The 20650-nt window shown below is 39.8% G+C and carries 20 protein-coding genes and 1 pseudogene; 15 read left to right on the top strand and 6 right to left on the bottom strand.

The genetic code is table 11. The annotated features are described in order from the left end of the window. Positions 1–38 precede the first annotated feature (38 nt). On the bottom strand, positions 39–1157 hold the full coding sequence (gene asd, locus PYV58_RS19745) for an aspartate-semialdehyde dehydrogenase (protein WP_004718072.1): 1119 nt from the start codon (positions 1155–1157) through the stop codon (positions 39–41). Positions 1158–1342: 185 nt separating this feature from the next. Between asd and PYV58_RS19740 the strand changes: the two genes are divergently transcribed. Both PYV58_RS19740 and PYV58_RS19735 read left to right on the top strand, forming a co-directional pair. Next, positions 1343–2461: an endonuclease/exonuclease/phosphatase family protein gene (locus PYV58_RS19740; protein WP_034611639.1), complete on the top strand. Its 1119-nt coding sequence runs from the start codon at positions 1343–1345 to the stop codon at positions 2459–2461. A gap of 331 nt (positions 2462–2792) precedes the next feature. Next, positions 2793–3110: a hypothetical protein gene (locus PYV58_RS19735; protein ID WP_004718064.1), complete on the top strand. Its 318-nt coding sequence runs from the start codon at positions 2793–2795 to the stop codon at positions 3108–3110. A 37-nt stretch (positions 3111–3147) separates the two neighbouring features. On the opposite strand, the gene PYV58_RS19730 is transcribed toward PYV58_RS19735, so the two are convergent. Both PYV58_RS19730 and PYV58_RS19725 read right to left on the bottom strand, forming a co-directional pair. Next, on the bottom strand, positions 3148–3711 hold the full coding sequence (locus tag PYV58_RS19730; RefSeq protein ID WP_034611641.1) for a hypothetical protein: 564 nt from the start codon (positions 3709–3711) through the stop codon (positions 3148–3150). A 184-nt stretch (positions 3712–3895) separates the two neighbouring features. Beyond that, positions 3896–4831: a hypothetical protein gene (locus PYV58_RS19725; protein WP_004818802.1), complete on the bottom strand. Its 936-nt coding sequence runs from the start codon at positions 4829–4831 to the stop codon at positions 3896–3898. Between the two features lie 117 nt (positions 4832–4948). Here PYV58_RS19725 and PYV58_RS19720 point away from each other — a divergent pair, with 117 nt between their 5' ends. Both PYV58_RS19720 and PYV58_RS19715 read left to right on the top strand, forming a co-directional pair. After that, a complete protein-coding gene (locus tag PYV58_RS19720; RefSeq protein ID WP_004818803.1) occupies positions 4949–5500 on the top strand; it encodes an O-acetyl-ADP-ribose deacetylase in 552 nt (183 codons plus the stop codon). Positions 5501–5537: 37 nt separating this feature from the next. Next, positions 5538–6515, top strand: coding sequence for an acyltransferase family protein (locus PYV58_RS19715; RefSeq protein ID WP_004818805.1), 978 nt, complete (start codon positions 5538–5540; stop codon positions 6513–6515). A gap of 126 nt (positions 6516–6641) precedes the next feature. Here PYV58_RS19715 and PYV58_RS19710 read toward each other — a convergent pair whose 3' ends face one another. Then, positions 6642–6857, bottom strand: a complete 216-nt coding sequence (locus tag PYV58_RS19710; protein WP_224964682.1) for a hypothetical protein — start codon at positions 6855–6857, stop codon at positions 6642–6644. 365 nt (positions 6858–7222) lie between these two features. On the opposite strand from PYV58_RS19710, the gene PYV58_RS19705 reads away from it, so the two are divergent. Continuing rightward, positions 7223–7672 carry a GNAT family N-acetyltransferase gene (locus PYV58_RS19705; protein ID WP_034611644.1) on the top strand — a complete coding sequence of 150 codons (450 nt, stop codon included), beginning with the start codon at positions 7223–7225 and terminating at the stop codon, positions 7670–7672. Positions 7673–7793: 121 nt separating this feature from the next. Here PYV58_RS19705 and PYV58_RS19700 read toward each other — a convergent pair whose 3' ends face one another. After that, positions 7794–9704: an ATP-binding cassette domain-containing protein gene (locus tag PYV58_RS19700; protein WP_034611646.1), complete on the bottom strand. Its 1911-nt coding sequence runs from the start codon at positions 9702–9704 to the stop codon at positions 7794–7796. A gap of 35 nt (positions 9705–9739) precedes the next feature. Between PYV58_RS19700 and PYV58_RS19695 the strand changes: the two genes are divergently transcribed. The 8 genes and pseudogenes from PYV58_RS19695 (at position 9740) to PYV58_RS19660 (ending at position 18739) form a co-directional block, all read left to right on the top strand. After that, on the top strand, positions 9740–9985 hold the full coding sequence (locus PYV58_RS19695) for a SlyX family protein (protein ID WP_004718047.1): 246 nt from the start codon (positions 9740–9742) through the stop codon (positions 9983–9985). 123 nt (positions 9986–10108) lie between these two features. Then, the gene (gene mumR, locus PYV58_RS19690; protein ID WP_004818810.1) at positions 10109–11017 is read left to right on the top strand and encodes a LysR family transcriptional regulator MumR; all 909 of its coding nucleotides are present in this window, start codon (positions 10109–10111) and stop codon (positions 11015–11017) included. 331 nt (positions 11018–11348) lie between these two features. Beyond that, positions 11349–12600 (top strand): annotated as a pseudogene (locus PYV58_RS19685) (NRAMP family divalent metal transporter). A gap of 35 nt (positions 12601–12635) precedes the next feature. Then, the gene (locus PYV58_RS19680) at positions 12636–13394 is read left to right on the top strand and encodes a 5-oxoprolinase subunit PxpA (RefSeq protein ID WP_034611649.1); all 759 of its coding nucleotides are present in this window, start codon (positions 12636–12638) and stop codon (positions 13392–13394) included. A 19-nt stretch (positions 13395–13413) separates the two neighbouring features. Further along, positions 13414–14220, top strand: coding sequence for a putative hydro-lyase (locus PYV58_RS19675; RefSeq protein WP_034611652.1), 807 nt, complete (start codon positions 13414–13416; stop codon positions 14218–14220). Positions 14221–14239: 19 nt separating this feature from the next. Further along, complete coding sequence (locus tag PYV58_RS19670) at positions 14240–15820, top strand: urea amidolyase family protein (RefSeq protein ID WP_034611654.1); 1581 nt, start codon at positions 14240–14242, stop codon at positions 15818–15820. Between the two features lies 1 nt (position 15821). Next, positions 15822–17561 carry a biotin carboxylase N-terminal domain-containing protein gene (locus tag PYV58_RS19665; protein WP_034611657.1) on the top strand — a complete coding sequence of 580 codons (1740 nt, stop codon included), beginning with the start codon at positions 15822–15824 and terminating at the stop codon, positions 17559–17561. Positions 17562–17701: 140 nt separating this feature from the next. After that, positions 17702–18739 (top strand): hypothetical protein, encoded by a 1038-nt coding sequence (locus PYV58_RS19660; RefSeq protein WP_034611709.1) that lies wholly within the window; start codon positions 17702–17704, stop codon positions 18737–18739. 105 nt (positions 18740–18844) lie between these two features. On the opposite strand, the gene PYV58_RS19655 is transcribed toward PYV58_RS19660, so the two are convergent. Beyond that, a complete protein-coding gene (locus PYV58_RS19655; RefSeq protein ID WP_034611659.1) occupies positions 18845–19591 on the bottom strand; it encodes an SDR family oxidoreductase in 747 nt (248 codons plus the stop codon). A 148-nt stretch (positions 19592–19739) separates the two neighbouring features. Here PYV58_RS19655 and PYV58_RS19650 point away from each other — a divergent pair, with 148 nt between their 5' ends. Both PYV58_RS19650 and PYV58_RS19645 read left to right on the top strand, forming a co-directional pair. After that, complete coding sequence (locus PYV58_RS19650) at positions 19740–20078, top strand: helix-turn-helix domain-containing protein (RefSeq protein ID WP_034611662.1); 339 nt, start codon at positions 19740–19742, stop codon at positions 20076–20078. A 106-nt stretch (positions 20079–20184) separates the two neighbouring features. After that, complete coding sequence (locus PYV58_RS19645; protein WP_004718027.1) at positions 20185–20634, top strand: ammonium transporter; 450 nt, start codon at positions 20185–20187, stop codon at positions 20632–20634. Positions 20635–20650 lie beyond the last annotated feature (16 nt).

Below are 20650 nucleotides of genomic sequence, written 5' to 3'. Positions count from 1 at the left end.
AGATCGGCTTTTTCATTGTTTATGAGTTTTTTGTGACTTTAAGCATTTTTATAGTCGATTAAGATACGTAACATACGACGTAAAGGCTCAGCAGCACCCCAAAGTAATTGGTCACCTACAGTGAATGCGCCTAAATACTCTTTACCCATATTTAATTTACGTAAACGACCTACTGGCACAGATAGAGTTCCTGTTACAGCGACTGGAGTAAGATCCGTCATTGATGCATCACGTGTATTTGGAACCACTTTTGCCCATTGGTTAGACTGACGAATCATGTCTTCAATCTCATCAAGCGGAACATCTTTTTTCAATTTCAATGTTAAGGCTTGAGAGTGACAACGCATTGCACCAATACGTACACAGTGACCATCAATTGGAACAATTTGAGCATTACCTAAGATCTTGTTGGTTTCAACTTGACCTTTCCACTCTTCTTTAGATTGACCGCTTTCAAGTTGCTTATCAATATAAGGGATCAACGAACCCGCTAAAGGCACACCGAAGTTTGCTTTCGGGAAACCTTCGCCACGTTGTAATTCGGCAATTCGGCTGTCGATGTCTAAAATCGCAGAACGTGGATCATCTAACAAGTCTTGAGTATTGTTATATAAATACCCCATACCTGTGATCAGCTCACGCATGTTTTGCGCGCCAGCACCTGAAGCGGCTTGATACGTCATCGCCGTCATCCATTCCACCAAATTGTGTTGGAACAGTGAACCCATGCCCATCAACATCAAAGAAACCGTACAGTTACCGCCAACAAATGTTTTAATACCATTGACCAAACCGTCTTTGATAACATTTAAGTTGACTGGGTCGAGTACGATGATTGCTTCATCATCCATACGTAATGTAGACGCTGCATCGATCCAATAGCCTTTCCAACCTTCAGCTTTTAGCTGAGGAAAGACTTCTGATGTATAGTCGCCACCTTGACAGGTAATAATGACATCCATTTGCTTCAGACTGGTAATGTCCGTCGCTTCCATAAGTGCTGGAGCAGTTTTACCACCAAAAGCAGGCGATTCACCACCTGCGTTACTGGTAGAGAAATAGAATGGCTCAAAATGAGCAAAATCATTCTCTTCAACCATACGTTGCATAAGGACAGAACCAACCATCCCGCGCCAACCGACCAGACCTACTTTCATGTCACTTTGCCTCGGTGCGTTAAAAAATAAAAGGGGGTTTGAGTGTATCAAAAGAGTGTGTAACTGCAATAGCATACACAATGAAAACACAACTATATTGTGCAATATATCTTGTTTATGATACATGCAAAATTGATATTAATTTATGAATCATTCAAAAATTAAGAATATAAGAGTGACAAAATATGATCTGGATAGAAGTACTTGCGTTGATCGTGATTTGGCTAAGTTTCTGGTCACTGATTCCCCGTGATGAATGGTGGTTTAGAGGTGCTGATTTTCCACGCTTGCAGATATTATTTGTTGGTTTGATTGCCTTGGTCTTGATGTTGTTTTGGACAGCGCCGTGGGACTTGGCTCGTGAAGTGATTTTATTTTTATTGATAGCAGCCTTAGCTTTTCAATTAAAGATGGTTTTGCCTTATACCTTCATTTGGAAGAAACAAGTCAAACAGGTGAGCAAAGATCAGCTTAATCCTGATCAGCAAATTTCAGTGATTGTGTCTAATGTGCTGACACCGAATGATCAATATCACTTATTGCTTGAGCAAATTGAACAGCACCAGCCAGATATTGTTTTGACACTTGAAACTGATCAAACTTGGCAAAATGAATTGGCTCAAATTGAAAAAGACTATCCTTATCGTGTGGCTATACCTTTAGATAATCTCTATGGGATGCATTTGTATAGCAAACTCAAGCTGGTCGATACAGAGGTTAAATTCATCCTCAGTGATGAAATTCCGTCTATTCATACCACGGTGATTTTACCATCTGGGCAAGCGGTGCAACTGTATTGTTTACATCCCAAACCACCAAGCCCAACAGAAGCCAAAGACTCGACTTTACGTGATGCTGAATTGCTTATTGTGGGGGATCAGATCAAAGACTTGGATGAGAGCTGTATTGTTATGGGTGATTTAAACGATGTTGCTTGGTCACGCACAACACGTTTATTTCAACGTATCAGTGGTTTGCTTGATCCACGTGTGGGGCGCAGATATATCAACACCTTCCATGCTGACTATAAATTTTTGAGATGGTCTTTGGATCATTTATTTCACAGTACAGATTTTGCTTTAGTACATATGCAACGACTGCCTCATGTGGGTTCAGATCATTTTCCGATTTATGTAGTATTACAAACAGGGCGTATTTTTGAGCAAACTCAAGAAGAGTTAGAGCAAACTGATGCAGATGAAAGGGAAGCGCAAGAGGCAATTCAGGAAGGGATTGAAAAAGCAGAGAAAGAGGAGAAGTTGGTGACTGATGAAATTGCGCAAAGTTATAAAGCTGGAACCTGATTGTCTGACAATAAAATTAAAAAATGGCTGATTTTTGTAAGCAATTACTTACATGGATTTAGGCCCTAAGCGGATAGTATGCAAAGCATATTCGTTTTAATCTTTACTTATCGACACAGGGAATGAGAACGGAAAATCTCACTAAGGAAGACGAAGTCGATGGAGCAATCATCAAGGATTTGATGTTGGAATGGATAACCAAGAAAATAAGAATAAGATGTGAAAGCACAACCTCATGAACCCGAGTTTTGCAGGATGCAGAACTCGGGTTATGCTTTATTTATGGTATATAATTTAGAATAGACAAAATTGAAAATAAAAAAGAGTGGCTATGTTTCTCGCAAAAGTTCAAGAGTTTGCTTCAAGTCTTAAACATTTTACTGGTTTAAGTAGTGATGCTTTATTTATCTATGCAGGTTTAATCATCTATTTTATTGTTGCTGCAATTCATAAAAGACAACTTAAATCAAATCTTGCGATTATCGCCACAGTGGTGTTTGCCTTTGTAATTGAAATCTTTAATGCACGCGCAGATATTTTTGGTAGAGGTTATTGGCGTATTTGGGAAAGTATCCATAGCATAGTCAATATGATTTTTTGGCCTTATGTGATTTGGGCGATGGCACGTTTTCGGGTATGGAAAGGTTAGGTCTTTCTACTTAACCCGCTTATGATTCAGATTGTTTTTATTTTCCATAATCTTGATTTAAGGCGTCCATTTCAGCAGAAATTTTTTGTTGAAGCGCCATTGAACGTTTACCAAGTTGCTTAAATTCATCACTGGGTGCATTTGCATTAAAATCTGGGGCTGTTGAAAGCGTATACATTTTCTGACTAGTGACTAAATTATCAATCATTTGTGTGCGTAGACTTTGTACTTCACTACTTTTTAAATTTAATGCCATGATTTGTTGTTGAGTTGCCGCTTGTATATCATTGGCTTTGAGTAAAATCTGCTGGCGCTTTTCAGGTTGGCGAGTGGCTGATTGAAGCTCCGCTCTTAATTGAAGTGCTTGAGTATTTGCATGATTGACGATCTGATTAAGTTGAGCTAAGTCTGTTGTAATCTCTGTTGCGTTGGCTGTACTCAGTTCAGTCGCTTTGCTTTTCCAATTGCCTTGAGTTGTTGCAGTAGACGTAGTTTCTGATGTTTTGTCTTGGGCGATATCTGCTTTTTGCTCTGAACATGCGGTAAACATCAAACTGAAACTGATCAAACACGAAAAAAGAACTTTATTGGTGATATTCATTGTTTTATTTTCCTTAAATTTGAATTTATTATTGATAAATCTTAATTCGCTTTGTTTAATCAAGAAAGTGGGCATGTGTAACTAGACACAGTTCGCCATGAACGATGCTATTTAGACGCGAGATGACCAAAATAAAAAAGGAGATATTTTATATCTCCTGATTGTTAAAACAAAACACTTAAACTTAATAGATTTTCTGGTAGCCTTTTGGACGTGTTTTAAAGCGACGATGAAACCACATATATTGTGTCGGTGCGATCCGCAGTTGATTTTCAATGATTTTATTGACACGAATCGCATCATCCATTTCATCTTCACTGGGTAATGGATCAACAGCAGGTTCAATAAGCACATGATATTTTGGATCTTTGATATCACCATCACGATAAAAATACAGTGGGATTGCGACAGCTTTTGATATTTTCAATAAACGTCGATGCGCCGTTACCGTTGCAGCGGGCGTACCAAAAAAGGGAGCCATTACCCCTTGTTTTAATCCAAAATCCTGATCTGGACTATACCAAATCGCATCACCTTCTTTCAGATGGCGAATCAATCCACGCATATCATCATGATCAATCTGCGCTTTATAAATCGTTGCACGACAACGATAAATCAACATATCGAGTAAAGGATTATTCTGTGGGCGATACACGACATCGGGTTCAAAAAATTGTGCACATAAATAACCACCAGCATCAAGCATGGTGCTATGGGTGCCGAGTAGCAATATGCCTTGACCATTTTGTTTGGCCTGTTGGATATGCTCTAGCCCTTGAATACTGACACGGTTTTTAAACCATTGTGGTGAGTACCATGCATTTAAAGTTTCAAAGACCCCAATCATTTGATCAACAAAGACTTGTCTTGAGTTGTCGATGACTTGCTCAGGTGACCATTCTGGAAAGCAGACTTCTAAATTACGTGTTGTTGTTTCACGACGTGATTTTAGTCGATCAAAGGCAATATTGCCCAACAATGTCGCTAAGCGATACTGAATTGCCCAAGGCAAGATAGCGAGCATCATCAAAAATACAATCGCAATCCAGATTCCCCAATATTTCGGATGTAAAAATGCCCAATAAAATTTTCCAGGCTCGTATTGATGCTTTTTACTCATAGCAGTTTTGTAAATTTTGGGGAAGTTAAAACTGAAAGGAGTGTAGCATGAAGCGGTTTAAAGAAGAAAATTCAAGATGTCATTCACTCTCATTGAGGATACGCAAGGAAGCATGACGTGAAAATAATTCGGTTAATTCAAGGTGATATTACAATTCAAAAGGTGGATGCAATTGTAAATGCTGCCAATACCTCGTTACTTGGCGGTGGTGGTGTGGATGGTGCAATTCATCGAAAAGGTGGTTCTGCTATTTTGGAGGATTGTCAAAAGATCCGAGCCAGACAGGGTGGTTGTCCAATTGGTGAAGCAGTGATTACCACAGCGGGGTTGTTGCCCTGTAATTATGTGATTCATACCGTGGGCCCCACTTGGCAAGATGGACAGCATGCTGAAAATGAACTGCTTGAGAAAGCCTATCTCAATAGCTTAAGACTCGCTGAGCAACATCAGCTAAAAACACTGGCATTTCCGAATATTTCAACAGGGATTTATCGTTTTCCCAAATCAGAGGCAGCATTTATCGCCATAAACAGCGTGACTAAGTTTTTAACCCAGACGAACAACTTAGAGGAAGTCAGTTTCGTGTGTTTTGATTTGGAAAATTTTAAAATCTATCGCCAGCATCTTGCTGAGATTGATCAAAAGCAAGTGCATGTTTTAGGTATATAATCGCAGTTATTCACTGACTATTTTAGACAACCTTACGATGAGAGATACCTACTTAGACAGTTGTAAGGCAACGCTGATATTTCTTGTGGTGCTCGGGCATTTTCTAGAACGCATGATCGGTTGGAAAGATCCGATTGATCATGTCTTATTAGGTACGATTTATTTTGTACATATGCCTGCTTTTATCTTTATTTCGGGCATGTTGTTTAAAGACAGTAAATGGTTTAAGAATATTCTATTTTTTGTTGCGCTCTATTTACCCTTTCAAATTCTATTTCCTGCATTTGATGCCATCTGGTCAGGTAAATTTCAGCTCAATTGGAATGTGTTTGAACGACCTTATTGGATCTTATGGTATCTGTTGGGCATGATGGTATGGACAACGCTTAGCCATTTTTTGATAAAAACAAAATTTGCACTGCTGATTGCACTGATTCTTGCTTTATGTGTCGGCTTAAGCCCATGGAACAATTACCAATACTCAATCGGCAGAATTTTTAGCTTCTTTCCATTTTTTATTGTGGGTGCACTTTATGGCAAAACCATTGTCGAGAAAATTCAGCAATTTAAAGTCACTCAAATTTTAGCTGGATTCATCGTGATGGGTATTGCAAGCTTGGTGTATTTCACCCAAATCAACCCATTTTGGTTATATGGCAGTTTAAGTTATCAGCAACTTAAGGTAAGTATGTGGGATGGTACTTGGATCAGAATAGGCTGTCTTTTGATGTCGAGTTTGGGTATTTTCGCGATGTTTGCGTGGACAAAATTATTGAATATTGGCTGTGTGCAACTTGGAAAAAACACCTTGGCGGTGTATTTGCTACATGGTTTTGTGGTGATGTTAATTGCACGTTATTGGCAACTGGATTTTAATATTTTTGTGGAAATTGGGATTTGTATTGGTTTATCTGTATTGACTTGCTGGATGTTACAACAGCAATTTTTTGATATTTTATTAAGAAAATTATCTTTATGGTTAATCAAACCTGTTGAAAAATTCGGTTTAAAGTAGCGAATGGATTTGAAGCGATCCAGAGCATTCGCTGAAAATTTAAAAGCTACACTGTTGGTGTAGCTTTTAAGCATGAGGATCATAATTTTATAAAGCGACAGTTTTAAAACAACGTTTTAAAGTGGATTATTTGGTTGCTGCTTTACCCTCTACTTTTTTTGCTGTTGCTGATTTTTGTGCAGCGGCATGGTGTTTTTGGCTATGACCAGCTTTATGTTGTTTTTGCATTTGATGGGTTTTAACCGCTTGAGTCGAATGCTGTGCTGGAGTTGCTGCCATTGCCGAACCTGCGAAAATTGCTGTGGTAAATGCTGCAACAAGTAATGATGTAACTTTTTTCATGATCATATTCTCACTAAATAATTCGAGATCTGAACTAGATTCGATAATCATATCTTGGTGGATTTGTATGGAAACATCATGAAGTGCTTGTAGCGAAATTCAGTATAAATGAAATGATCATTGGTAAGATGAGTGGGGAATGGTAAGTGCTTTGATTTTTTAAGTTTTATTTAATTTTAATCAGTAAAGTATTGCCGTCATTTTAACTTGAACTAAGCCATTTAAATAAGTGCGTTTATTTTTGAAAATGAAAGAATCTGTTATATATCATTTCAAGTATTAGCTAGATAACGAAATGCTGATTACAGACTTAAGTTTAGCATTTTGATCTTTTACTGCTACTCCACTATTGAAATGTCCCTCACATGAATAAAACAATCAGAAGAGCAACCACAAAGGACTTAATTGCAATTACCCAATTGATTGCGCCTTTTATTGATGAATTTGCAATTAATGACAGTGGGCGACAACTGTTTTGCGTAAGTATGATTGAAAAAATGCTTGAGAATCCTGAAATTCACTATTTTGTTTATAGCGATCATCAGCAGATGATCGGTGTTATTGCGTATAAGAATCCTGCCCATTTGGTTCATTTCTTTATATCGAAAGAGAAGCAAGCTCAGGGAATTGGCCGAACAATGTGGAATTTTATCTTGCAGGAGGTGCAAAAGTCTGGTGTTTCAGTATTTACGGTAAATTCAAGCTGTAATGCACAAGCTGTTTATGAACGATTTGGCTTTGTGGTGAAAGATGAAACCATTGAAAATCATGGGTTACGTTATGTTCCAATGTCTTTAAATCTGGTTAATACATAAAGCTGAAAATATGTGTTGTATATCTATAAGATAATTGATCAATGTTGTTGGTTTCAATGTCGGCAGGCTCAATAAAAACTCCGCATATTTGCGGAGTTTTTATTTAAAGATTTTAGAAGAATTAACCTTTGGTCATTTCTTCTAATGCATCCCAACGCTCCATTTTTTCAAGCATCAGTTCATCAATCTCACCAAGTCGTTGCGACGCTTTGGTGGCTGCATCTGCATCAGTCACAAACCAAGAACCATCTGCAAGTTTTGCAGTCAGTTCAGCTTGTTCTTTTTCCAAAGCTTCAATTTCTGCAGGTAACTGTTCTAAAGCGCGTTGATCTTTATAACTCAACTTCACTTTTTTAACGGCTGGTTCAGCAGGCGCCGCAGCAGCTTCCGCTTTCGCAATGGCTTTTTTTACATCACTTTTCTGATCGACAACACGTTGATCTGGACGTTGTTCTAAATAGTCTTGATAGCCACCAATGTATTCATCGATATTGCCTTTACCGTCAAATACCCAAGTTGATGTCACAACATTGTCCATAAATGCACGGTCATGTGAGATCAATAACAAAGTCCCTTTATAATCACTCAACATCTCTTCGAGTAATTCTAAAGTCACCATGTCTAAGTCATTGGTTGGCTCATCCATCACAATAAGGTTAGACGGTTTAAGCAATAACTTCGCCAAAAGGATACGGTTACGCTCACCACCTGAAAGTGCTTTTACTGGAGTACGCGCGCGTTCAGGCGAGAATAAAAAGTCTTGTAAATAGCTGTAGATATGACGGCGACCACCATTAACATCGACAAAGTCTGAGCCTTCAGACACGTTGGCCATTACTGATTTTTCAAGATCTAGCGCATTACGTAATTGGTCAAAATAAGCCACTTCAAGCTGTGTACCTGTTTTCACCGAACCGCCATGTTCAAGTTCACCTAAAATGGCTTTAATCAAGGTGGTTTTACCTACACCATTATCACCGACTAAACCAATACGGTCGCCACGCAGTACTAACGCAGAGAAATCTTTAATAATCGGTGCATTATCACCAAAAGCCACACTTAAGTGTTCAATATCAAAGACCAATTTACCTGAACGATTCGCCTCTTGAGTCGCCATGCTCACTTTACCTTGTTGTGAGCGACGTGCTTTAGATTGTTCACGTAAATCTTTTAATGCACGTACACGACCTTCGTTACGGGTACGACGTGCTTTGATCCCTTGACGAATCCAAGTTTCCTCTTCAGCCAAGCGTTTATCAAACAGTGCATTCTGCTTTTCTTCAGCTTCCATTTGCTGTGCTTTTAAGTCGAGGTAGCGTGAGTAGTTACCTTCATAACTACGTAAAACACCACGATCCAACTCCACAATACGTGTCGCAATACTGTCAACAAAAGCACGGTCATGGGAAATAAATAATAGGGTGAGATTGTTTTGATCGAGTAAGAATTTCTCTAACCATTCAATACTTTCTACGTCCAAATGGTTGGTTGGTTCGTCAAGTAATAAAACATCAGGTTGCGTCAACAATGCACGTGCTAAAAGTACACGGCGTTTACGCCCACCTGATAAATCAGCTAAATCCGCTTCAGGATCTAAGCCCATTTTGCTTAAGATAGAATTTACTTTGGTTTCTAAGGCCCAACCATCGAGCAAATCCAGCTTATGTTGTAGGTTGCCCATACGATCACAAGCTTCCATATCACCTAATACACAAGCATCGCTGGCTTCGTGGTATTCTTTTAGGACGAGCGCGGCTTCTCCTGCACCTTCGGCAACAATATCTGCAACTTTGCCCGAATCCATCGGTACATCCTGAGCAAGCATAGAAATCGTAATACCATTTTGTAATGCAATTTCACCTTGATCAGGCAATAAACTTCCCTCAATCAGTTTGAGTAAAGTAGACTTACCTTCACCGTTACGACCAATCAGACAGACTCGTTCGCCTCGTTCTAAATTGAAGTTTGCGCCATCGAGCAGGGCAGGTCCACCAAACGCAAGTTGGACATCCCTTATAGTAATATAGGCCATACGGTTTCCTAAACATCCCACACTGAGGACTAAAAATGACTAAACATAAAAATATTGATGATCAGGCGTCATTTTCCGCACCCATAGAAGATTTGCAAGTCCGAATTGCATTTTTAGATGATTTAGTCGAACAATTAAATGATCAAGTGGCACAACAAAGCTTGGAAATCGCTGATTTAAAAAAACAAATGCAGTTAATTTACCAACGTATAGAATCTGCTGATTTGTCAGAAGGTATTGCAGCATTTGACCCAATGACCAATCGTCCTCCGCATTATTGATGCAACGGATGTGAAATATGAGTGGCTGAGGTGTGCTGAATCAGGTGTAAATTCACACATAGCAGTGATATTGGCAAAGGATTTGCATAACGCAAGCGCTAAATTTGTGGGTTAAGATGGATTATGAACTTAAAAAACCTCGAAGCATTTTATTGGGTGGTGACCTTAAACAGTTTTAATAAAGCCGCAACAAAGCTTCAAACGACACAGCCTGCAATTTCTCAAAAAATTACTGCGATTGAAAATGATCTCGGTTTTAAAGTGCTTGATCGCAGTTCTCGTCAAATCAAAGCCACGCATAAGGGCATGACCTTATTTAAATATGCTGAAAAGTTTATGCGACTGGAAACAGACTTGGTGGCTGAACTCACAGAAAGTCAGTATTTAACAGGAACGATTCGTTTAGGGGTTTCCGAAACGATTGTCCATACTTGGCTAGTGGAGTATATGGAGCAAGTCCAGCAAGAGTTTCCCAAAGTTTCCATCGAAATCGTGGTGAATTTAACTCCAGATTTACAAGAAGGTGTACGCATCGGTGATTTGGATATGGCGTTTTTACTGGGGCCAACTTTGCCTTTTGAATGTATAGAACGTTCATTGTGTGATTTTGAATTAAGCTTTCTAGCATCACCTTCATTTAAAGGTGGAATCGGGCAGATGTCATTGCGGACATTGATGTCGCATACCATTTTAACCTATCCAAGAATTACCTATCCTTATAAAGAGCTCAAAGCCAAAATGAAAGAACAGAAGATCGATGAACCGCTATCCATCACAAGTTATTCATTGGTCACATTATTACGTTTAGCTGAACAAGGTTTAGGGATTGCAGTGGTACCTAAACTAACGGCAATCAAAGAAATTTTAGATGGGCGACTTGAAATTCTAGATACGCCAATCCAATTAAAGACATTCCACTTTACCGCAATCTATACACAAGGCAATAACACCGCATTAAAAGAAAAGTTGACGGATTTAGCGGTTTTAACTTCGGAAAATGCCATGAAAAAGCTGAATAATAAAATTAGATAATGAACAATAAAACGGCATTTTATGCAGCTTTGATTTTGATTTAAAAATTGCAAAAATATGAAATATTGATAATGAGAACTTATAGAAACTGATAAACATTCATTATTAAATGATTTTAAAAATAATAAAAACATATAAATTCAATATCTTATGTTTAATGAATTTTGGATAAAGTCTTATTGTGACTGACCTTCGCCTATGCTTTTATTTGAAATACAGATTTGGTTCAGCATAACCAGAAAATCTTAAAAGTTTAAAGGATTAAAGAATTTCGTATTTTAGAAAAATAGATGTTCTTTGTTTCACTTGAAATAGCGTTGATTAAGCTCAAATGGATGAGGAACGCCTACATGTCTTTATTGAAATCTTCTTTTTTGTCTGACCGTCAATGGGCAATTGTTGCATCTATCTTTATGATGGCAACGTCTGCGATGGGGCCAGGTTTTCTAACTCAAACCGCTGTATTTACAGTGAAATTAGGTGCTGCATTTGGCTTTGCAATCCTAGTTTCGATCATTATTGATTATGTTGTGCAGCAAAACATTTGGCGTGTGGTCACCTTAACGCAAATGCGCGCTTCTGATATTGCCAATAAAGCCTTACCGGGGAGTGGTTACTTACTCGCATTTCTGGTCATTTTAGGTGGGTTTTTCTTTAGTATCGGTAACATTGCGGGTGCTGCACTGGGCTTAAATGCACTCTTTGGGTTGGATACCAAGGTCGGCGGCGTGCTGAGTGGTGCTTTGGCAATTCTGATTTTTGCTTCCAGAAAAGCCACACTGGCGATGGACAAGAGCATGATTATTTTGGGGTTGCTCAAAATCGTTTTGATTGTGATCGTTGCATTCATTGTCATGCCACCTGTGGGGCAAGCCGTTCAACAAACTTTTGCACCTGATCAAATTGATTTCGCCATCATTACAACCATTGTTGGCGGTACAGTGGGCGGTTATATCTGCTACGCAGGCGCGCATCGCTTATTGGACAAAGGTGCTGTAGGACCAGAAAATATTGATGAAGTTGCCAGAGCCGCAACCAAAGGTATTGTGGTGGTCGGGATCATGCGTTATGTATTGTTCTTGGCATTCTTAGGGGTTGTGGTCAGCGGCGCAAATATCGATTTAGCAAGTCACGATGCCAACCCAGCTGCGCAAGCATTCCAATATGCTGCGGGTACATTTGGTTTTAAACTGTTTGGCTTGATTTTTTGGGCAGCCGGAATCAGTAGCACAATTGGTGCAGCCTATACCTCTGTTTCATTTATGTCCGCATTTAAAAAGAACTTAACCACTAAACATACCAACTACCTCACCATTAGCTTTATTTCTTTAGCCCTGTTGCTTTACGTGATTCTAGGTGCAACACCTGCGGGCTTACTGATCTTTGTGGGTGGTTTTAATGGTTTGGTATTACCAATTGGTTTAACGATTTTTGTCTATGTTGCGGCATGTCGTAAAGACATGATGGGTAATTATAATTATCCAAAATGGTTGCTGGTTTTGGGTGTATTAACCTGCTTACTCACATGGTGGATGGGTTATATGTCATTCACGACGGTATTTAATTACCTCACCAAGCTCTAATCAACTTCACACTCAATTGAAAAGGAATGATCACAATGTATGTCGATTTAAATAGTGACTTGGGTGAAAGTTTTGGCTCATGGAAAATGGGCAATGATGAGCAAATTTTACCTGTGGTCAGTAGTGCCAATATTGCCTGTGGCTTTCATGCAGGTGACCCGTTGGGAATATTGAAAACGCTTCAACAAGCGGTGAAATTAGATGTCATGATTGGTGCACATGTTTCCTACCCAGATTTGGTTGGTTTTGGTCGCCGTAATATGGATCTGTCTCAAGACGAACTGATCGCGGATGTGCTCTATCAAATTTCGGCACTTGATGGTTTGGCAAAAGTTGCTGGCTCCAAAGTGCAATATGTCAAGCCGCATGGGGCATTGTATAACACCATAGCCAAAGATCCCGTACAAGCCGAAGCCGTGATTGAAGCCATTAAAATGTATAACCCAGCATTGGTACTGGTTGCTTTGGCTGGGTCAAATTTGGTTGCACAAGCACGTCAGGCAGGCTTAAAAGTGGTTTCAGAAGCCTTTGCTGATCGTGCTTATAACCGTGATGGCTCACTGGTTTCACGCCGTTTAGAGGGTGCTGTTTTGCATGATGCAGAGTTTGTGGCAAAACGTGTGGTTGCGATGTTAAAAAATGGCGGGGTTGAGTCAATTGATGGCGTATTTACCCCGATTCAAGCCGATACGATTTGTTTGCATGGTGATACCGCAGGTGCATTAGAAATGTCCGCAGCGATTAAAGCTGAGCTGTTAAAAAACGACATTCAAGTTCGTTCATTTTGTGCATAAAACAATAAGGACAAGACACATGTTTAAAGAGATTAAAGTCGATCCAGTTCAACTCAAAGCTGCATTGGATGCGCGACAACAAATTCGTACGGGTTTTGATCAACCCACAGCAGGAATGGCTGCTGGAATGACCCAAGTGAACATGATTTCTGTACCCAAAGACTGGGCATATGATTTCTTGTTGTACGCACAGCGTAATCCGCAAAGCTGTCCTGTATTAGATGTTTTGGAAGAAGGCGTATACCACTCTCGATTGGCTACTGACTCAGACATTCGCACTGACTTTCCGCGATATCGTGTTTGGAAAGACGGTGAAATGGTTGATGAGCTCACGGATGCGAGTGAGCTTTATAACGCGCATCCTGATTTAGTGACTTTTTTAATTGGCTGTAGTTTTTCCTTTGAAACAGCTTTGCAAGAAGCGGGAATTGAAGTGCGTCATATCCATGATAAGACCAATGTACCGATGTATTTGAGTAATATCGAATGCCTTTCTGCTGGACGTATTTCAGGAAATATGGTGGTTTCTATGCGCCCCATTCCTGCCCATCAAATAGCTGAGGCTGTAAAAATTACGGCACGTATGCCGAGTGTTCATGGCGCTCCCGTACATATTGGTCATCCTGAAAGTTTGGGCATACGCGACATCAATCAGCCAGATTTTGGTGATGCCTCACGTATTGAACAGGGTGAAATTCCAGTATTTTGGGCATGTGGTGTAACGCCTCAAGCTGCAATCATGAACTCGAAAATCCCATTTGCCATTAGCCATGCACCAGGACATATGTTGATTACAGACATACCTGATCGTGCATGGATGCGTTAAGACAAGAAAGGATCAGTAAATGCGATTTTTATCGGTAAATTCCGACAGTTTCTTGATTGAACTTTCTAGTTTAGAAGAGACTTTGGCGTTATACAGTAAATTGCAAAATTTACACTTGAATGGAATCAAAGATTTAATTCCTGCTGCAAAAACAATTTTGATTTGTTTTAACGAAATCAAGACTGACTTTAAAACCTTGAGTGTTTTGATTGGTACTTTAAACCTTGATTCAGGCTTTGATCGCAATACGCAGGAAGTGATTATTCCGATTCGTTACGATGGTGAAGATTTAGCACAAGTGGCGGAACTGCAAGGCCTCTCTATAGCCGATCTGATTTTAAAACATCATCAAAGCACTTGGGACGTTGCCTTTATTGGGTTCGCTCCAGGTTTTGCTTATATGAGTAGCCTTGATCTACCCTTTACAGACGTTCCTCGTCTAAAAACACCGCGTAAAAAAATTCCATCAGGTTCACTTGGACTTGCTGGACAATACTCGGGTATCTACCCAAAAGATAGTCCGGGTGGCTGGCAATTGATTGGAACAACGTCAGAAAAAATGTGGGATTTGGAGCGTCAAAATCCTGCGCTTTTACGACCAGGAATGCGGGTGCATTTTGAGGATATAACCCATCATCCTGTATCTGTGGATGTGCCCAAGCAAATCACACCACGGCAAGATTTAACTTTAAAACAGCCCCTATTCAAAATCACGGCATCTGGCTTGCAAGTTTCGATTCAAGATGAAGGTCGTTTTCAGCACAGCAATATCGGTGTGGGTACAGCAGGGGCGATGGATGTCGCTTCGATGCATTGTGCCAATCGAATCGTAGGGAATCCAACGGATACGCCTGTGATTGAGGTGCTAAATGGCGGTTTAAAAGCAGTCATGCAAAATTCAGCTGTCATTAGCGTGGCAGGTGCAATTTCCAATATCCATGTGAAATTTGCAGATGGTCAAAAAGCAGATTTTGACAGCTATCAGGCGATTGCACTGGATGAGGGAGATGAATTTCAAATTCAAACACCGAGCGCAGGGTTACGCAATTACCTTGCGGTTCGTGGTGGTTTGGATATTCAACCCGTTTTAAATAGCTGTTCTTTTGACAGTTTAGCCATTCTTGGTCCAGCCCCTTTAAAAACGGGTGATGTCATTTACCAAGGTCAAGTCGTCCCATCCAATATCAGCATCAACGAAGTGCCAAAATCCAATCTCCCGTCCCTTGGCGATACGATTGAACTTGATATTGTGATGGGACCTCGAACGGATTGGTTTGAGCAAAGCAGTATTGAAAAACTGTGCAATCAAGCATGGTTAGTCACCAATGAAAGTAATCGAGTGGGATTACGTTTATCTGGGAAAGCGCCCTTAACACGTAAGATTTGCCATGAATTGGAAAGCGAAGGCACATGTATTGGTGCTTTGCAGATTCCACCCAATGGTCAACCTGTATTGTTTATGAATGATCACCCATTAACTGGTGGTTATCCTGTGATTGCTTCGGTTGCCAAGCATCATTGGGATTTGGTGGCACAAATACCTGCGGATTGCCATATCAAATTTAGAAAAATCGCCGAATTTGTAGATATCGAGAACTAAGATGAACCAGCAAAAATATGTAAATGAAAAATTATTGATTGCCAATCGTGGTGAAATTGCTGTGCGTATTATCCATGCTTGTCGTGATATGGGCATTGCTTCTGTGGCAATGTATGCAGATGACGATATCGGCAGTTTACATGTCGAACTTGCAGATGAAGCATGGGGTTTGGTTGGTGCAACCGCAAAAGAAACCTATTTAAATATTGATGCCATTATTGATATTGCTAAAAAATCAAAAGCCACCATGGTGCATCCTGGTTATGGTTTTTTATCGGAACGGGCTGAATTTGCACAAGCTGTGATTGATGCAGGCTTGAAGTGGGTCGGCCCATCTCCTGAAGCAATTACCAAGTTGGGTGATAAAATTGAAGCACGTAAAATCGCTGCTTCAGTGGGTGCTCCTTTGGTACAAGGCACACAAGACCCATTGAATAATGCAGATGAGGCTTTAGCCTTTGCAAAACAATATGGCTTACCTATTGCAATTAAAGCGGCATTTGGTGGTGGTGGTCGTGGTTTAAAAGTGGTTTGGAAGCTTGAAGAAGTGAAAGAACTCTATGACTCTGCTGTCCGTGAAGCAAAAGCGGCCTTTGGTCGTGGCGAATGCTTTGTTGAGCAGTACTTAGACAATCCTCGTCATGTGGAAGCGCAAGTGATTGCCGACCTGCATGGGAATGTGGTGGTCTTAGGTACGCGTGATTGTTCTTTACAGCGTCGTAATCAAAAATTAGTTGAGGAATCTCCTGCACCATTTATCAGTGATGAGATTTATCAAGAGATTTTAACTTCAGCAAAAAATATTTGTCAGGCTGCTCAGTATGTTGGAGCAGGGACAGTCGAGTATTTATTGAGCCAAAATGGGACTTTATCATTTTTAGAAGTCAATACGCGGTTGCAAGTTGAACATCCTGTGACCGAAGAAACAGCGCGCGTTGATTTGGTGGTTGAGCAAATTCAGGTGGCTTTGGGCGAAGAGTTATCGATCAAAGAAACCCCTAAAGCACAAGGTCATGCCATTGAGTTTCGTATCAATGCAGAAGACCCTAGCCGTGGTTTTATTCCAGCATTTGGTACACTAAGTTTATTTGAAGCACCTTTTGGTCATGGTGTGCGTGTCGATACTGGCGTGCGCACAGGCTCTCTGGTTTCCAGCCATTTCGATTCTTTAATGGCAAAGCTGATTGTGACGGGGGAAACGCGTGAAATCGCAATACGCCGCGCAAAACGTGCTTTAAAGCAGTTTAAAATTGAGGGGGTGGCTTCAGTTTTAGATTTTCATCGTGCCGTGCTGAATGAGCCTGATTTTACCGACGAATTTAAAGTCCATACGCGTTGGATTGAAAATGACTTTAAACAAGACTTAAAATCAACTCGACGTGCGATTCCTCAGCATCAACAAGCGATGGTTTTAAGCTATATCGAAATTGATGGGAAATTACACCGTCTAGGCCTACCTGCAGGAATGTTTGCTCAAGGCGCAGTTCAGGTGGAGCAACAACCAGCGCAAAGCACAGAGTTAGCACTTCAACCTGAGCACTTACAAGCGCCTATTAATGGGGCCATCATTGCTTGGAAAGTCCAAACCGGAGAGCAAGTGAGTGCAGGGCAAGTTGTGGCAATTATGGAAGCTATGAAAATGGAAGTTCAAGTTTTGGCACATCAAAGTGGTCAAATTGAATTGCTGAAAGAAGTCGGGAGCACGTGTCAGGCTGATCAAGTGATTGCAACCATCCAGTAATATTTATCTTTAAAATCTAAAACTTATACATTTAAGTCAGATGGAATTGGGAATTTAGGATTAAATTTCCAATTTTATTTGACCTTTTGTTGAAAGCTGGTTGTAATGCTTGCCACTGTTCAGTTGCAAACTTTTTGACCATGCCGAATAAAGCTGTTCTTCTCGATCTTGAAAATAATATACCTACAGCCAAAATGCTGCGGGAGATTATTGAACATTACCCAACACTCTATCTTTTCAATTGTACGGGACAATTCCAGTACTCACTGGAAGATTTAACTGAATTTTCAGGCTGGGTGAGCAGTGGTCAGGTGGTGATTTTAGAAGTACCGAATGCATCTGAAAAAGAATATGAATATGCAGTTGTGGTGGGGCAATTATTGGCATTATTAGAGCCAGAGATGCAGATTGAGGTCATTTCTGCGATGCCAAGTTGTTCCTTATTGTTGGATCTGATGCGTAGTGCTGATCTAGCGTGTAGTTTTATTCAAGTCGAATCAACGTTGGAACGTCAACGCAACAAGTACTCGATACCTAGTCTACAAACCATTCAAAATAAGCCGTATTTGCAAATGGTTAAAAAGTATTGCGATGCCTTGGGAGAGATGACAGGCAAACCGAATACCATTGAAAAATTAAAGAATTCTATTGTGAATATTTTACAAGTTGTGCCAGAAAAAGCTCAGCATCTGGTCGGCATGTTAATCAATTTAAAAATTGTCAAACGCTTTGATGATCAGGTGGCTTATCGTAAAAAAGTCTTGAAACAATGGACAAGTCTTGACATCGGCAAGCCTGTTTTAGCACACCCAGTTGAGACTGAATCCGCAGCACAACCCAATATCAAACTTGAAAAAATTGATCAAATTTTAGAAAAATTACGTGTTGATTCAGATCAGGTGTTACAGGAAATGGATCAGCAAGACTCTGTGGGTGCAGTACATCAGGTTTTGTTTAAAAACTTTGCAAAAATAGATCCAGTGCAAATTGAAGTTATTCATAAATTGAATAATTTAAAAACCGATAAACCTAAAGATATTTATGAGTTGCGTGATTTATTGGAGCAAATGTTTCCAAAATCTGATATCCGTTTATTGCTTAAAGAATTGATTGAAAAAGGCTATATTTATTGGAATGGTCATGAAGTTGTTTATAGTCATGAAATGTATTTAAATTAGGGCGATTTTTAAGCTGCTCAGAGCAATATAAAAAAGCGCTTAGATTTGAATATTTAGCGCTTTTTTATTAAGCCATACACTATAGTTTTATAACTTTGCTTATGCTTATAAATTTGCTACGCCACCATCGACCAAGAGTTCGCTACCGACAATAAATTTAGCTTCATCAGAAGCAAGATAAATAAAGGCATTGGCAATTTCGACTGGATCCGCCAACCTTTGAATTGGCACAAGATTTTCAATACTGGCTTTGAGCTGTTCAACTTCAGCGGGTGTACTCGCAACTTTGTTGAGGGCAGGGGTTAAGGTTGGTCCTGGTGAAAGTAAGTTAAATCGTATTTGCTGGGCCAAAAGTTCTCTAGATAAGGTCTTGACCAAAGAGCGTAAGGCGATTTTTGAAGCGGCATAAACGCTACTTTTCTCTAAGGCGATATGAATACTGGTCGAACCACATAAAATCACTGAAGCATGGGGCTTGATCATTGGAAGTAAGCGTTGTATCAGGAAAAATGGACCTTTTACATTGGTATCGAAAATCGCATCGAATTGTTCAACGGTCCATTGTCCAAATGCTTCATGGCTAACATTGCCTGCATTGATATAAATCACATCGAATTTAATGGATAATTGTTGCATTTTTTCAATGAAATGATCTTGTGATATTAAGCTTGAGTGATCACATTGGATGCCCAAACTTTGGCTGCCGAATTGTTCTTGTGTTTGTACAATTTGATCTGGATTTCGGCCAGTAAACACAACAAAAGCTCCTTCTTCTATTGCACGTTGTGCTGCTGCAAAACCGATTCCACTGGTTGCGCCAGTAATTAAAACCGTTTTATCCTTTAATCGCATATTTTTCACTAAAATGTCTACAAACTCTTATATTGTGAAAATTTATTTGCCAAAGTAAGTACTTACCAATTGGTGACTTAGTCGTTGTTTGGTTTGAAATAGACTAAACTCAAAGGCTATAAAATGTAGCTTTATGTAAGGTGGAAAAATGACAACACTGCAATATGAGCAAAATTGTTCGATTATGCGATTTGTTGGATTATTTTCGGGAAAATGGGTATTGCCAATTGTCTATCATCTTATTGAAGCACAGCATCCTGTTCGATTTAGCCAATTACAGAAGGCTTTAGCGCCAATTCCACAAAAAGAGTTGTCGAAACATTTAAAACTGCTGGAGCAACACCAACTTATAACCAAGCAGATTTACCCAGAAGTACCGCCTAGAGTGGAATATCAAATTACCGAATTAGGACAAACGCTGCAAAGTGCTATTCAGTCATTGGGAAGCTGGATGGAGCTTTATGAAAAAAATATGAATGAAAAATAAGAAATTAAACTGACCTCAAAATCAGTAATTGGCGGTAATTTTAATTTTAAACTTGCGTTTTATATTCAGCTTATGCAACTCTAATATAGGAATTAAAAGGTGAACTATGGAACACACTGGTCTTTGGGTTGCGCTCGTTATTATTGTTTTTGTATTGGGCTCAATTTTTGGCTTACGCGTAAGCCCTAGAGAAAAAGCATTAGGTTTAATGCGAGAGAAAGCACGCAAGATGGGCTTACACCCACGTTTAGTGGCTGCACCAGAGTGGACGAAAATCCCGATGGCAACAGAGTCTCGTGCGAGTATGGTGGCTTATTATAGTGTACTGATTCCAGATGCACGCTTAGCTTTGATGCGCGCCCGTGTAGAAGAGCAAAAGCTTCAAGTGGTCCTCGGTGATGAGAAATTTAAAGATTTTCCCATTGCATTAAAAGGGATTTATGCTATTGATATGCAGGCCAACTGTGTAGGGCTTTATTGGGATGAAGAATCTGACCTCAGAGCAACACAGCTTGATGATATGAAGGCATATTTACTTAAATTGGCTGAAATTTAACTTAATAATAGGAACA

Source organism: Acinetobacter sp. TAC-1 (assembly GCF_029025845.1).
GTDB lineage: Bacteria > Pseudomonadota > Gammaproteobacteria > Pseudomonadales > Moraxellaceae > Acinetobacter > Acinetobacter guillouiae.
Note: the sequence above shows the minus strand (reverse complement) of the source record. Positions and strands in the feature narration are given on the sequence as shown.